General features: G+C 38.5%; 15 protein-coding genes. All 15 read right to left on the minus strand.

The annotated features are described in order from the left end of the window. Positions 1-39: 39 nt before the first annotated feature. Positions 40-1,344 (minus strand): FADH(2)-oxidizing methylenetetrahydrofolate--tRNA-(uracil(54)-C(5))-methyltransferase TrmFO, encoded by a 1,305-nt coding sequence (gene trmFO, locus NIZ91_15700; GenBank protein USY54180.1) that lies wholly within the window; start codon positions 1,342-1,344, stop codon positions 40-42. 240 nt (positions 1,345-1,584) lie between these two features. Beyond that, the gene (gene topA / locus NIZ91_15705) at positions 1,585-3,660 is read right to left on the minus strand and encodes a type I DNA topoisomerase (GenBank protein ID USY54181.1); all 2,076 of its coding nucleotides are present in this window, start codon (positions 3,658-3,660) and stop codon (positions 1,585-1,587) included. Between the two features lie 149 nt (positions 3,661-3,809). Further along, positions 3,810-4,700, minus strand: coding sequence for a DNA-processing protein DprA (dprA, locus tag NIZ91_15710; protein USY54182.1), 891 nt, complete (start codon positions 4,698-4,700; stop codon positions 3,810-3,812). 60 nt (positions 4,701-4,760) lie between these two features. Beyond that, a complete protein-coding gene (gene sucD, locus NIZ91_15715) occupies positions 4,761-5,663 on the minus strand; it encodes a succinate--CoA ligase subunit alpha (protein ID USY54183.1) in 903 nt (300 codons plus the stop codon). 18 nt (positions 5,664-5,681) lie between these two features. Next, on the minus strand, positions 5,682-6,842 hold the full coding sequence (gene sucC / locus NIZ91_15720; protein USY54184.1) for an ADP-forming succinate--CoA ligase subunit beta: 1,161 nt from the start codon (positions 6,840-6,842) through the stop codon (positions 5,682-5,684). Positions 6,843-7,491: 649 nt separating this feature from the next. After that, entirely contained in the window at positions 7,492-8,256 is a 765-nt protein-coding gene (locus NIZ91_15725) for a ribonuclease HII (protein ID USY54185.1), read from the minus strand. A 113-nt stretch (positions 8,257-8,369) separates the two neighbouring features. Beyond that, positions 8,370-9,236, minus strand: coding sequence for a ribosome biogenesis GTPase YlqF (gene ylqF, locus NIZ91_15730; protein USY54186.1), 867 nt, complete (start codon positions 9,234-9,236; stop codon positions 8,370-8,372). Between the two features lie 33 nt (positions 9,237-9,269). Beyond that, on the minus strand, positions 9,270-9,821 hold the full coding sequence (gene lepB / locus NIZ91_15735; protein ID USY54187.1) for a signal peptidase I: 552 nt from the start codon (positions 9,819-9,821) through the stop codon (positions 9,270-9,272). A 121-nt stretch (positions 9,822-9,942) separates the two neighbouring features. Further along, positions 9,943-10,287: a 50S ribosomal protein L19 gene (gene rplS / locus NIZ91_15740; GenBank protein ID USY54188.1), complete on the minus strand. Its 345-nt coding sequence runs from the start codon at positions 10,285-10,287 to the stop codon at positions 9,943-9,945. A 189-nt stretch (positions 10,288-10,476) separates the two neighbouring features. Continuing rightward, entirely contained in the window at positions 10,477-11,211 is a 735-nt protein-coding gene (gene trmD, locus NIZ91_15745; protein USY54189.1) for a tRNA (guanosine(37)-N1)-methyltransferase TrmD, read from the minus strand. Then, entirely contained in the window at positions 11,211-11,729 is a 519-nt protein-coding gene (gene rimM, locus NIZ91_15750; protein ID USY54190.1) for a ribosome maturation factor RimM, read from the minus strand. Before rimM ends, trmD begins: the two co-directional genes overlap by 1 nt. Before the next feature lie 9 nt (positions 11,730-11,738). After that, positions 11,739-12,125, minus strand: coding sequence for a YlqD family protein (locus tag NIZ91_15755; GenBank protein ID USY54191.1), 387 nt, complete (start codon positions 12,123-12,125; stop codon positions 11,739-11,741). A gap of 105 nt (positions 12,126-12,230) precedes the next feature. Then, positions 12,231-12,461, minus strand: coding sequence for a KH domain-containing protein (locus NIZ91_15760; protein USY54192.1), 231 nt, complete (start codon positions 12,459-12,461; stop codon positions 12,231-12,233). Between the two features lie 11 nt (positions 12,462-12,472). After that, positions 12,473-12,745, minus strand: a complete 273-nt coding sequence (gene rpsP / locus NIZ91_15765) for a 30S ribosomal protein S16 (protein ID USY54193.1) — start codon at positions 12,743-12,745, stop codon at positions 12,473-12,475. Between the two features lie 135 nt (positions 12,746-12,880). Further along, positions 12,881-14,224: a signal recognition particle protein gene (gene ffh, locus NIZ91_15770; GenBank protein USY54194.1), complete on the minus strand. Its 1,344-nt coding sequence runs from the start codon at positions 14,222-14,224 to the stop codon at positions 12,881-12,883. Between the last annotated feature and the right edge of the window lie 9 nt (positions 14,225-14,233).

A 14,233-nucleotide genomic window follows, 5' to 3' on the forward strand; every position in this document is an offset into this window, starting at 1 on the left:
AATATTATCACAATTCAGTAGCCCTTGCAAATAATTTCGTTATTTTGTTGTAAAATTCTGAATAGTTTCTAATGCTCTTGTAGCCAGCGCTTCATTTCGCTCTTTTTTGTTTTTGATACGGACTTCTAGCTCTTTAAACAAGCCAAAATTTGCGTTCATCGGTTGGAAATTTTTCGCGCTCGTATGCGTGATGTAGTGAGCCATACTTCCAATCGCTGTTTCTTGAGGCAACACGACTAGCTCTTCCCCTAACACGTAACGGGCTGCATTCATTCCAGCCATTAAACCGCTAGCAGCAGATTCAACATAACCTTCTACTCCGGTCATTTGACCAGCAAAAAACAAGTCATCGCGTTCGCGATACTGATAAGTTGGACGAAGTAGCTTCGGAGAGTTAATGAACGTATTGCGGTGCATTACTCCATAGCGAACAACTTCAGCATTTTCAAGGCCAGGAATTAAGCTTAATACTTCTTTTTGAGCTCCCCATTTTAAGTGCGTTTGGAAGCCGACAATATTATAAAGAGTCCCTGCTGCATCGTCTTGACGTAGTTGTACAACTGCATAAGGTCGTTTACCTGTTTTTGGATCTTCTAAACCTACAGGCTTAAGTGGACCAAACAGCATCGTTTTTTCTCCGCGCGCTGCCATTACTTCAATTGGCATACAACCCTCAAAGTAGATCTCCTTTTCAAACTCTTTTAAGGGTACAACTTCAGCATCAATTAATGCTTGATGAAACTTCGTAAATTCTTCTTTTGTCATTGGGCAGTTTAAATACGCTGCTTCCCCTTTATCATAACGTGACTTTAAGTATACTTTGTCCATATCAATGCTGTCTTTTTCAATGATTGGAGCTGCCGCATCATAAAAGTAAAGATAGTCTTCACCTGTTAAAGTACGGAGTTGTTCTGATAAATCCTTTGATGTCAATGGACCTGTTGCAATAATTGTTGGCCCTTCTGGAATCTTTGTAATTTCTTCGTGTACAACTTCAACATTCGGGTGGTTTTTTACACTTTCAGTAACGCGCGCTGCGAACTCATGACGATCTACAGCTAAAGCGCCACCTGCCGGAACTGCGCACGCATCTGCTGATTCGATAATAATTGAGTCTAGCTTACGCATCTCTTCTTTTAATACTCCAACTGCATTTGTTAAAGTGTTCGCACGCAGTGAATTACTACATACTAATTCTGCAAATTTATCTGTATGATGCGCTGGTGTCTGCTTTACCGGACGCATTTCATAAAGTCTTACTTTTAATCCTCTTTTCGCAATTTGCCAAGCAGCCTCGCTTCCAGCAAGACCGGCACCGATTACGTTAATTACTTGTTCTGTCATGTTCAATCCTCCAACTAAAATATCAAACAAAGAAGTATTATAACATACCTTTTTTCTGTTTGTTTAATCGTTTATTTCCACTCGCTGCTACTTTTTTTCTCAAAAAAATACGACGCCATGTAAATGAGTCGCTAAGAACGTTTCCATTTTAGCACACTACCTCATGTCGTCGCACTTATATCCTTCATAAAAATCCATCATTCATCGTTACAATTTATTCCACAGAGCTGATTGTACTTCTTATTGCTGCGTTTCTTCCTTATAATCACAGCTTGTGCACACTACCTGCGTTCCTTTTTTCTGCTTTTTCTCTACGAGTAAACTCTCACATTTTGGACATTTTCTAGCAATTGGCTTATCCCAAGAGATAAATTCACAGCTAGGAAAACGATCACAGCCGTAGAAAGTACGTTTCTTCTTGGATTTGCGTTCTACGATGTTTCCTTCTTCACACGTTGGACACTTCACACCAATTTCTTTAACAATTGGCTTCGTATTGCGGCATTCCGGGAAATTTGAACATGCCATGAACTTTCCATAGCGTCCCATTTTAAATACCATTGGTGATCCACAAGATTCACAGTCTTCTCCAGCAGGTTCGTCTTTGATCTCTACTTCTCGCATTTCTTTTTCTGCTTTTTCAAGCCTCTTTTCAAAATCGCGATAAAATTCGTCAATAACTTTAACCCACTGCACGCTTCCTTCTTCCACTTTATCAAGATCGGTTTCCATTTTAGCTGTGAATTCAACATCTAAAATTTCAGGGAAGAATTCTAAAATAAGTTCTAGCACAATTCCACCAAGCTCAGTTGGTACAAAGCGCTTATTCTCTAGAGCAACATATCCGCGCTTTTGTATCGTATCAAGCGTTGGTGCATAGGTTGATGGCCTTCCTATTCCCAACTCTTCAAGCGTTTTAACTAATCTTGCTTCCGTGTAACGCGGTGGCGGCTGCGTATAATGTTGTTTTGGCTCAATATCTTTTGAATAAGCTACTTCCCCTTCTTCTAGGTTAGGAAGTTGCTTTTCTTTTTCTTCAACTTGGTCATCGCTACCTTCTACATATAGCTTCATAAACCCAGGAAATTTCACTTTTGAACCATTTGCCCGAAACGTTACTTCACCATTTTTTAAGTCAACAGCCATAGTATCCATTACTGCTGAAGACATTTGACTGGCTAAGAAACGTTCCCACACAAGCTTATATAAACGAAACTGATCTCTCGATAAGAATTCCTTTACATCCGAAGGCTTACGCATTGCTGAAGTTGGCCGAATTGCTTCGTGAGCATCCTGTGAGTTGGTTTGTTTCTTTTCTTTTTTCTTTTCTTGTGCCAAATAATCATTGCCATATGCGTTTAAAATATATTCTTTTGCTTCTTCTTGCGCCGTTTCAGAGATTCGGGTTGAATCAGTACGCATGTACGTAATTAAACCAACGGTTCCTTCTTTTCCTAAATCAATACCTTCGTATAACTGCTGTGCAATCATCATTGTTTTCTTTGCTCTAAAGTTCAGCTTTCGTGCTGCTTCTTGTTGAAGAGAAGAAGTTGTAAAGGAAGGAGCAGGATTTCGCTTTCTTTCTTTTTTTGTTACTTTTGAAATCTTAAACTCGTTACCTTCTACCGTCTGAAGAATGGCTTTTACTTCTTCTTCATTAGAAAGGTTTGCCTTCTTTCCTTTGTACTCAATTAATGATCCCTCAAACTGATCGTTATCTTTTTGGAAAGTTGCTTGAACCGTCCAATACTCTTCTGGCTCAAAGTCCGTAATTTCTTTTTCACGATCAATGATTAAGCGTACTGCAATGGATTGAACACGTCCAGCACTTAATCCTTTTTTCACTTTCTTCCATAGTAACGGACTAATGTTATATCCCACTAATCGGTCCAAAATACGTCTTGCTTGCTGTGCATCAACTAAATCCATATTGATTGCACGTGGATGTTTAAAAGACTCTTTGATGGCATCTTTTGTAATTTCATTAAATACAACGCGACAGTCTGATGCAATATCTACATCTAAGCTATGAGCTAAGTGCCATGCAATAGCTTCACCTTCACGATCTGGATCGGCTGCTAAATAGATTTTTTTCGCTTTTTTAGCCGCTGTTTTCAAATCTTTTAGTACCGGTCCTTTACCTCGAATGGTAATATATCTTGGATCGTAGTTGTGTTCTGTATCAATTCCCATTTGACTTTTTGGTAAATCGCGAACATGTCCCATCGATGCTTTTACTTTATATTTTTTTCCTAAATATCGCTCAATTGTTTTAGCCTTAGCAGGCGATTCTACAATTACTAGGTAGTCAGACATCTATTTGCTCCTCCTCAAGAGGTAAAATAAAACCTTCATTATTAATTAATCTTTTTTTATCATATTGTATCAAATGCTTTTCTCTAAATTTCGTTATGTTTCAGTAATACTCTTTCATCTTACAAATCATACATCTTTCCAAATAAAAATTATCTGAGACTTTGGAATCGATGTAATTCACTTATTATATCTGTAGGGTTTTGTACAAGCTTTGCCCCCATTTGAATCAACTTGTTTACTCCTTTTGAAGCATCATCTGTAATAGGGCCAGGTATAGCAAATACTTCTCTTCCTTGCTGAAGTGCTTGGTCAGCTGTAATAAATGAACCACTTCGCTCTTTAGCTTGAACCACAACTGTACCACTTGTCAAGCCACTAATGATTCGATTCCGTTTTGGAAAGTGCCACTTGGCTGGTTTAGTGGGTGGTGGATACTCTGATACTAAAAGGTGGTGACGAGCAATTTCATTTGCTAATGGAAGATTATGCTTTGGATAGATATTATAAAAGCCACTTCCTAAAACTGCAATAGTTTTTGCTTGTTTAGCAACAGCTAACTGATGAGCAGCCGTGTCAATACCTAAGGCTAATCCGCTTACAATTACAAATTGATCATGAAGCAATGGAGCTAAAACTGATTGTATAGCATCATATCCGTATTGAGTCGGCTGTCTAGTTCCAACCACGCTTAAACAATCTTTATACTGAAATAATGACAAATCTCCTTTACAAAACAAAACCCAAGGTGGATCATAGATATTTTTTAACAAATGGGGATATTCATCATCAATAATTGTTATACAGTAAATACTTTGCTCTTCATATTTATTTAGAATATCTTGTATTGGAATAGTTTGCAAATATTTTTTCACTTGACATGCTCGATTGAATGGAACCTGAAGAATTTGCTGAAGGTCATTCGGAGAATAATTGTACAGATGTTGAAGAGAAGAATCATACTGGAGAAACGAAAAGATTTGCTTCCAAGTCAATAGCTGACAATGTGATAAGTGAATTATTTTTTTGCGCAACTCATCCATATCATCGACTCCTTTTATAGCATAGAAAATAGTCCTCAGCGAGGAGGACTATTTTATGCTTTAATGAGTTTTACATTTTTCTAATAAGCCTTGTTCTTTTAACACGCTAATTAATGTCTCACCCATTACAGACGGCGTTTCAGCAACTTTGATACCGCATTCATTCATTGTTTTGATCTTTTCAGCAGCCGTTCCTTTTCCACCAGAAATAATGGCACCAGCATGGCCCATACGTTTCCCTGGAGGTGCTGTTTGACCACCGATAAACCCTACTACAGGTTTTGTCATGTTTGCTTTAATCCACTCTGCAGCTTCTTCTTCTGCCGTACCACCAATTTCACCAATCATAATAACAGCATACGTCTCTTCGTCTTCGTTGAAGGCTTTTAGAACATCAATAAAGTTTGTACCATTAACTGGGTCTCCACCGATACCAACTGCTGTTGATTGACCAATTCCCGCTTCAGAAAGTTGATGTACTGCTTCATATGTTAACGTACCAGAGCGTGACACGACACCAACATGACCTTTTTTGTGAATATATCCTGGCATAATACCAATTTTACATTCTTCTGGTGTAATAACACCTGGGCAGTTTGGTCCTACAAGTCTAGTCTTTTTGCCTTCCATATAGCGCTTTACTTTTACCATATCTAATACCGGAATACCTTCTGTGATACAGATAACAAGATCTAAATCTGCATCAACTGCTTCAATAATTGAGTCAGCCGCGAACGCAGGTGGCACGTAAACAACAGAAGCTGTAGCACCTGTTTTTTCTTTGGCTTCTAATACCGTATTAAAAACGGGCACGCCTTCAACTTCCATACCGCCTTTACCTGGTGTTACACCGCCGACGATCTGTGTGCCGTACTCTAACATCTGCGTTGTATGGAAAAGACCTACTCCGCCTGTTATACCTTGTACAATTACTTTTGTGTCTTTATTAATAAATACGCTCATTCCTATCCCCCAGCCTTTCTATTTCACTAGTGAAACGATTTTTTGTGCGCCGTCTGCCATTGACTCAGCTGCTGTAATATTCAGCCCTGATTCTTGAAGAATCTTCTTACCTAGCTCTACGTTTGTTCCTTCTAAACGCACAACTAATGGTAAGCTTAAGCCAACTTGTTTTGTTGCTTCTACAACACCAGTTGCAATTACATCACACTTCATAATTCCACCAAAGATGTTAACGAAAATTCCTTTTACATTTTGGTCAGATAGAATAATTTTGAACGCTTCTGTTACTTTCTCAGCTGTAGCGCCGCCCCCAACATCAAGGAAGTTAGCCGGGTCTCCGCCATAATGCTTAATGATGTCCATTGTCGCCATAGCAAGGCCAGCACCGTTTACCATACAACCGATGTTTCCATCTAATGAAATATAGCTTAGGTCATATTTAGATGCTTCGATTTCTTTTGCATCTTCTTCATCTAAATCGCGATATTCTAAAATATCTTTTTGACGATATAATGCGTTTGAATCGAAATTTAGCTTCGCATCAAGAGCCATTACGTTTCCATCGCCTGTTACAACAAGTGGGTTGATTTCAGCGATTGAACAATCTTTTTCAACAAATACAGTATATAAACCAGCCATAAACTTAACTGCCTTACCTACTAATTCTTTTGGAATATTAATATTAAACGCAAGTCGACGCGCTTGGAAACCTTGTAAACCAATCGCTGGATCAATGTATTCTTTGAAGATTTTTTCAGGAGTTGCTTCCGCTACTTCTTCAATCTCCGTACCACCTTCTTCAGAACCCATTAATACAACTTGAGAAGTTGCGCGATCCAATACTAAACCAATATAGTACTCTTTCTTAATATCGCACCCTTCTTCAATAAGTAAACGCTTTACTTCTTTCCCCTCTGGACCTGTTTGATGCGTAACGAGCGTTTTACCTAAAATATCTTGTGCATATGTACGAACTTCATCTAAGTTTTTCGCTACTTTTACACCACCCGCTTTTCCACGTCCCCCAGCGTGGATTTGCGCTTTAACCACTGAAACTTGAGATCCAAGTTCTTTAGCAGCTTCAACTGCTTCTTCTACACTATATGCTACTTTACCATTAGGTACTGCTACTCCATATTTTCTTAGGAGTTCTTTCCCTTGATACTCATGGATATTCATTTCCCATCCTCCTAACGTAATCAACCAATAAAATAGACTGCGCTTTCATTGTATAAAAATAATTGTCTAGTTGTCTACTACTCAATTAAAAAATATTAAAATAATTGGAAAATTATTTTTTCTTCATCTCTTTGTCTAGCTGATAAACAATGCCAAAACAAAAGCCACCACTTCATGCAATTCGCTTGGAATCTGTTCATAGATAGTTAACTTACTTACCGGATTGGAATAATGATTAAACGCTTTCTGTGAGATGGATAGTGTTTCATAAGTCCAGCCTGTTCGTACACTTGTTATGGTAACTGATGCATCATGCCAAAACCTTCATGAAAAGATTTTGGCATGATGGCTAAGGATATAGCTTTCACTCCGCCTTCCTTTAAAGTAAATAAGTGTGAAGCTACACTTAATACATCTTGTTATCTTCTAACCTCAGAAAACACTTTCAGACGCTGTAGCATTCCGATAGGCTTCTCCATTATGGAGAGGCGCTTATAACTAATCAACAGATGCTTTTGCAAATGTTCATTTTAAGCACAGCTAGTCCCGAAAAAAATTGATTCAATTAGTTTTCCAAGTATTATGACCAGGTGATGAAACAAGTTGTTGAAAATCTGAGATTTTTACCATTCTTCTGTCTCTTTACCAATTATATTTTCTCTTTAATAGGTGCAAAAGAACGTCGATGTTCCTTTAAAACCCCATAGCTATCAATTGCCTCTAAATGTTGCTTTGTTCCATACCCCATGTGTTTTTCAAATCCGTATTCAGGATGCTTTAATGCCAATTCCTTCATCATTCGATCTCTTGTCACCTTCGCAATGACGGAACTTGCAGCGATAGAGATGCTTGTAGCGTCACCTTTAATAATAGACTCCTGTGGAAGATCAAGTGGGAGAGTCATAGCGTCAATTAATAGTGCTTCAGGCTTAACTGCTAAACCTTCAATCGCTTCCATCATCGCTGTTTTTGTTGCTTGATAAATGTTTAATTTATCAATAGTTGCTGCATCTACGATTCCAACACCAACTGCTACTGCTTGCTGACAAATTATTTCGTAAAACTCTTCTCTTTTGGCTTCTGATAACTTTTTAGAATCCGTTAATCCAGGTAAAAAGAACTCTCTAGGTAAAATAACTGCCGCAGCCACAACCGGTCCCGCTAAAGGTCCTCTTCCTACTTCATCAATTCCCGCGATAAACTTTACACCTTGGTCATATTGTTTGTTTTCGTACGACATCATTTGATAGAATTGCTCTTTTAAGCGCTCAGAGGCTTGTATTTGTTTCTTTCGTTGAATAACAGCTTGTTGTACACCCTTGCGTTCATCCTGCTCATACTGTGCGAATACAGGGTCTTTAAGACTGTCAATTTCTTGGAGCGCTTGTTTAATATCACTAATTTTCTCTTTCATCTTTCTCTCTCCTCACTATCGTTGATATCGACTGTGCTTTTGTTGTTTTCAATCAATAAAAAAGCCGCTCATTACCTTATTGAGGTAAAAAGCGACTTGAAATTTTTTACAGCTTACTCTTCTGAAGAAAGCTCGGCTGGATCATCAAACGTTAGCATTCCCAGTTTATCCGTTCGGATCTCTCTCAGCACCAGTTCGGCTGTTTTATCATAATCAACCATTCCACCGCTCATAATACAACCTCTCTTTGATGCAATTGCATCAAAAAGCTCAACAATATCCTCTGGTATCTCTTCAAGACCATAGCGTTCTTTCAGATTAACGGGATAATAGCGAGAAAGGAAGCGAAGTGCATAAACACAAATATCTTGCATGTTAACAATCGTATCTTTAATTGCACCTGTTGTGGCTAATTTATAGCCTACCGTTTGATCTTCAAACTTCGGCCAAAGAATTCCTGGAGTATCTAAAAGCTCCAGCTCACTTCCAACTTTAATCCATTGCTGTGCTTGGGTCACACCAGGACGATCGCCTGTTTTAGCAATCTTTTTGCTTGCTAATCGGTTGATAAGCGTAGATTTTCCTACGTTTGGAATGCCAACAATCATCGCTCGAATTGCGCGAGGTTTTTTAATTCCCTTTGCTTTCATTCTCTCAAATTTCTCATGTAGAATTTCTTTAGACAAAGAGACAATTTGTTTCATCCCTTTTCCTGCTTGTGCATCAATCGCTAGGGCTTGTACACCTTGTTCGCGATAATAGCGTAACCATTCTTCCGTCATACGCGGATCCGCTTTGTCTGTTTTATTTAATAAGACAATGCGAGGCTTATTTACAATAATCTCATCAATCATTGGATTTCTTGATGATTGTGGAATACGAGCATCTACCAGCTCATATACAATATCAATTAATTTTAATTTTTCCGTTACTTGACGTCTCGCTTTTGCCATATGTCCCGGAAACCATTGTATCGTCATGTTCTACTCACCTTTTATCAATTACTACATTCTTTAGTTAGATAGTCTAGCTTCAGATAGCGGCCAATAAACTAAGCTTGTTTTTCCAAGTACTTGATCCATACTTACAAATCCAATTTGTCTACTATCCTTACTGTAGCGGCGATTATCTCCCATTACAAACAAATGTCCTTCAGGTACTTCTCCTTCACCTGTCAAACCTTCTAGGGTAAAATCTTCTGTTAAGTTACCATCAATAACTTCTTTTTTATATTCATCAAGATATGGCTCTTCATACGGCTTGCCGTTTACATATAAAACATCATCACGGTATTCAATATGATCACCAGGCAGGCCAATAATTCGCTTTATGTAGTCTTTTTGTTCATCTGCATGAAAGACGATAATATCGAAGCGATCAGGATCCCCAATTTTATACGAAAACTTATTTACAATCATTCGGTTCTGATCATGTAGCGTCGGCATCATTGATAATCCATCTACTACAATCGGCGCAAATAAAAAGTAGCGAATAACTACAGCTAATAAAACAGCAATAGCAATGGCTTTAATCCATTCAAAAAATTCATTTTTTCCTCGGGCCATTCTCAGTCCCCCAACCTTTATATACTACATCTTTTATTGTATCTGAAAGTTACTGAAACACCTAATAATTATAAAAAAAGATTTGAAAAAAGGAGCTTGTTTAACAAGCTCCCCTTCACGATTATCGAATTTCTTTAATACGCGCAGCTTTACCACGTAATTCACGTAGGTAATAAAGTTTCGCACGGCGTACTTTACCACGGCGCATTACTTCGATTTTTGCAATTTTTGGCGTATGAAGTGGGAATGCACGCTCTACACCTACACCGTAAGAGATCTTACGTACTGTAAATGTTTCGCTGATACCACCACCACGACGCTTGATAACAACACCTTCAAATACCTGAACACGTTCACGGCTACCCTCAACGATATTTACGTGTACACGTACAGTATCACCAGGACGGAACGTAGGAAGATCAGTTTTAAGTTGTTCTTTTGTAATTTCTTCGATTAATTTTTGCATCGCGTGTTTCAACTCCTTCCAACAGACGCTCATAACAATGCTTATAGATCATTGCAGCGGAACATCGTTATAAGTGACAAAAGCCTATCAGCTCAAGCCACAAGATTTATCTTAGCACACTCTCATTGCGTATGCAATAAGAGAAATTATTTTTCTGTATCTTTTAAACTACATTGGGAACTCTCTGCCTTATTCACTTTCTTCATTTTTTAGTTCAGCTATTATTTTCTTTTGCTGTGAAGAAAGCTCAAGCTGTTCTAGCATATCTGGCCTTCTTATCAACGTGCGCTTGAGAGACTCTTTTTCGCGCCATGCTGCAATTTTTTGATGGTCACCACTCATTAAGACGTCAGGGACCTTAAACCCTCTAAAATCAGCTGGACGCGTATAATGCGGGTGTTCTAGTAACCCTGTGCTATGCGAGTCTTTTACAGCCGAATCCTGATTCCCTAATACACCTGGCAATAGGCGTACTACGCTGTCAATTACAACCATTGCCCCTAGTTCTCCACCCGTTAACACATAATCACCGATTGAAATCTCATCAGTTACAACGTGCTCACGAATTCGCTCGTCATATCCTTCATAGTGACCGCATACAAAAATCAGATGTTCTTCCTGCGCTAACTCCTCTGCTTTTTTTTGCGTATAGCGCTCTCCTTGTGGACAAAGTAATACAACGCGTGGCTTAGAACCTTTTGTCAGCGCGTCCACCGCGTCGAAAACCGGCTGAGGTGTTAAGACCATGCCTGCTCCGCCGCCATATGGATAGTCATCAACATTTTGATGCTTGTTTGCTGAGTATTCTCTAAAGTTCACCACGTTTAATTCTACAGCCTGCTTTTCTTGCGCTTTTTTTAAAATAGATTCACCAAACACTCCTTCAAACATTGAAGGAAACAAAGACAGGACATCAATCTTCATCAGTCTAATAACCCTTCCATTACCGTAATCATAATTTCTTTCTTTTCAATATTAATTTCCTGAACAACTTCGTCGATATAAGGAATTAAAATCTCTTTTCCACCTTTTCCTTTTATAACCCACACATCATTTGCACCAGGAGTTAAGATTTCTTTTATCTTTCCAAGCTCTTGACCTTCGTCTGTTTTGACGATACAGCCAATAATTTCATGAAAATAAAACTCACCATCTTCAAGCTCAGACAATTGATCTTCCGATACTTTAACCATGCTATTCTTAAATTTCTCAACATCGTTTACATTTGGATATCCCTCAAATGATACAAGGTCAAAATTTTTATGCTTTCTATGTGTAGCAACAACCACTTCAACAGGTTCAACTTGCTTTTCCTGAAACAAATAAAGTTTGTTGCCTACTTCATAGCGTTCCTCTGCAAAGTCAGTTGTTGAGATAATGCGTACTTCACCTTTAATCCCGTGCGTATTAACAATTTTACCTACTTTAAACCAATTATCCATTGTTCACCTCTATCGAATTTCAACGACAATGCCGTCTTTAATTACAATCTCTTTTTTTTGCTTTATATTGTTCCAATTATCACCGATTTTCACTTCAAGCAATGAATCCATTTCGGATTCAACAAGCTCACTTCCTAGTGCCAAACGCTCTAGCTGCTCGATTTGAAAATCAATGACGTCTATTTTTTCAAGTCTGGATGAACGCTCTTTTTCAAACTGGGTATGAAGCAAAGATGATTGAGTTTTTTTCGTTTTCTCTATTTGTTTAAGTTGAAACTTAAGCTGTTCTAACTCTTTTTGCAGCTCGATTTTCCGCTGCGAGAAACGATTATGCAGTAACGCCTTGCTGCTTTCCGTCACAACTTGCTTTACAACAACCTTTTGAATAATTTGCATCAAACCCCTCCTCTTCATCCTACGATTCTTATTAAACCATTTCTATCTGTCATTTGAGAAGTACTTACATAAAAAAAAGGGGGAGGTTATCCCTCTCCCTTTTTTTCACTCTTGAATTTTCACATGCACTTTTTTATCTAATTGCGATGCCGCCGCAGAGACAACAGTCCGAATGGCTTTGGCAACCCGCCCTTGCTTTCCAATAATCTTGCCGATGTCTTCTTTGTGAACTTCAATGAAGTACGTCACTTGATGTTCTTCACTTACTTCTTTCACTCGAACTTCATCTGGATAATCAACAAGTGGCTTAACAATTGTTTCAATTAGTGATGTCATCGCGAGTATAATTATTTTCCTAATTTAGCGTTATGGAATTTCTCCATGATGCCTTCGTTAGAGAAAAGGTTACGTACTGTATCAGATGGTTTTGCACCATTTTGTAACCATTTAAGAGCTAACTCTTCATCAATTTTAACTTCAGCTGGTTGAGCTACTGGATTGTAAGTCCCAACTACTTCGATGTAACGTCCATCACGTGGTGAACGAGAGTCTGCTGCTACGATACGATAGAAAGGAGATTTTTTAGCTCCCATACGTTTTAAACGAATTTTTACTGCCATTTTTAAAGCACCTCCGAATATGTTTCAACAAGATAATATAATATCAAAAAGATAAAATGTTTGTAAAGGTTTTTTTCTTAACAGTATAAAAAATATTTTATTCTGTTTATTTTTACAACTAAATTTAGTAAGAAATTAAGAGAAGAAAGGTAATTTCATGCCTTTTTTCTTCCCTTTAGACATGTTTGTCATCTGCTTCATCATTTTCTTCATGTCTTCAAACTGCTTCAATAGTCGGTTAACCTCTTGAACCGATCGACCGCTACCTTTTGCAATTCGTTTTCTTCGACTAGCATTAATGATTTCAGGATTTGTTTTTTCAGCTTTTGTCATAGAACGAATAATCGCTTCTACATGACTAATTTGCTTTTCATCTACCTGTAAGTTCTTGAGACCTTTCATTTTATTAGCACCTGGAAGCATGCCAATAAGTTCATCTAACGGCCCCATTTGACGAACTTGAGCAAGCTGCTCTAAAAAGTCATCAAATGTAAACGACTGCGTACGCAGTTTCGCTTCAAGCTCTTTTGCTTTTTCTTCATCTACGTTAGCCTGCGCTTTTTCAATTAACGTAAGAACGTCTCCCATTCCTAAAATACGAGAAGCCATACGTTCCGGATGGAATGCATCAATTGCATCCATCTTTTCACCCAAACCAACAAACTTAATCGGTGTATTGGTAACCGCACGAATTGATAAAGCCGCACCACCGCGCGTATCTCCATCTAACTTCGTTAACACTACACCTGTTAAGCCAAGCTGTTTATTAAAGCTATCAGCTACGTTTACAGCATCCTGACCCGTCATTGCATCGACAACAAGGAAAATTTCATGAGGGTTCGTCAGTTCTTTAATTTGCTCTAACTCTTCCATTAAATTTTCATCTACGTGCAAACGTCCAGCTGTATCAATTAATACATAATCATGATGCTCTTCTTTGGCGTAAGCAATGGCCTGCTTTGCAATTTCAACGGGACTTACTTGATCTCCCAGTGAAAACACAGACATGCTTAACTGCTTTCCAAGCGTCTCAAGCTGTTTAATCGCCGCAGGGCGATATACGTCAGCTGCCACAAGCAATGGATTGCGGTTATGTTTCTTACGCAGTAGGTTAGCTAGCTTACCAGTTGTTGTCGTTTTACCCGCACCTTGAAGCCCTACCATCATAATAACCGTAGGAGCTTTTGGAGCCACTGCAATTTTGCTTTGCTCGCCGCCCATCAGTACTGTTAATTCTTCTTGTACAACTTTAATAACCTGTTGACCAGGCGTTAAGCTTTTTAATACGTCTTGACCTACTGCACGCTCACTTACGCGCTTAATAAAGTCTTTTACTACTTTAAAGTTTACATCCGCTTCTAAAAGGGCTAGGCGTACCTCACGCATCATTTCCTTAACATCTGCCTCAGTTACTTTCCCTTTTCCCTTTAGCTTTTGTAACGTGCTTTGCAAACGGTCGGCTAATCCTTCAAATGCCATATATGCCGC

Origin of the sequence: Bacillus sp. 1780r2a1 (assembly GCA_024134725.1) — a bacterium.
Taxonomy (GTDB): Bacteria; Bacillota; Bacilli; order Bacillales; family Bacillaceae_H; genus Priestia; species Priestia aryabhattai_A.

Excerpts from the sequence above, each read along its gene's own strand:
- NIZ91_15725 (USY54185.1), bottom strand. The coding sequence starts at position 8,256 with ATGAAAGAGAAAATTAGTGATATTAAACAAGCGCTCCAAGAAATTGAC.
- topA (USY54181.1), bottom strand. The coding sequence starts at position 3,660 with ATGTCTGACTACCTAGTAATTGTAGAATCGCCTGCTAAGGCTAAAACA.
- NIZ91_15755 (USY54191.1), bottom strand. The coding sequence starts at position 12,125 with ATGCAAATTATTCAAAAGGTTGTTGTAAAGCAAGTTGTGACGGAAAGC.
- dprA (USY54182.1), bottom strand. The coding sequence starts at position 4,700 with ATGGATGAGTTGCGCAAAAAAATAATTCACTTATCACATTGTCAGCTA.
- rpsP (USY54193.1), bottom strand. The coding sequence starts at position 12,745 with ATGGCAGTAAAAATTCGTTTAAAACGTATGGGAGCTAAAAAATCTCCT.
- trmD (USY54189.1), bottom strand. The coding sequence starts at position 11,211 with ATGAAGATTGATGTCCTGTCTTTGTTTCCTTCAATGTTTGAAGGAGTG.
- sucC (USY54184.1), bottom strand. The coding sequence starts at position 6,842 with ATGAATATCCATGAGTATCAAGGGAAAGAACTCCTAAGAAAATATGGA.
- trmFO (USY54180.1), bottom strand. The coding sequence starts at position 1,344 with ATGACAGAACAAGTAATTAACGTAATCGGTGCCGGTCTTGCTGGAAGC.
- lepB (USY54187.1), bottom strand. The coding sequence starts at position 9,821 with ATGGCCCGAGGAAAAAATGAATTTTTTGAATGGATTAAAGCCATTGCT.
- rimM (USY54190.1), bottom strand. The coding sequence starts at position 11,729 with ATGGATAATTGGTTTAAAGTAGGTAAAATTGTTAATACGCACGGGATT.
- NIZ91_15760 (USY54192.1), bottom strand. The coding sequence starts at position 12,461 with ATGACATCACTAATTGAAACAATTGTTAAGCCACTTGTTGATTATCCA.
- ylqF (USY54186.1), bottom strand. The coding sequence starts at position 9,236 with ATGACGATACAATGGTTTCCGGGACATATGGCAAAAGCGAGACGTCAA.
- rplS (USY54188.1), bottom strand. The coding sequence starts at position 10,287 with ATGCAAAAATTAATCGAAGAAATTACAAAAGAACAACTTAAAACTGAT.
- sucD (USY54183.1), bottom strand. The coding sequence starts at position 5,663 with ATGAGCGTATTTATTAATAAAGACACAAAAGTAATTGTACAAGGTATA.
- ffh (USY54194.1), bottom strand. The coding sequence starts at position 14,224 with ATGGCATTTGAAGGATTAGCCGACCGTTTGCAAAGCACGTTACAAAAG.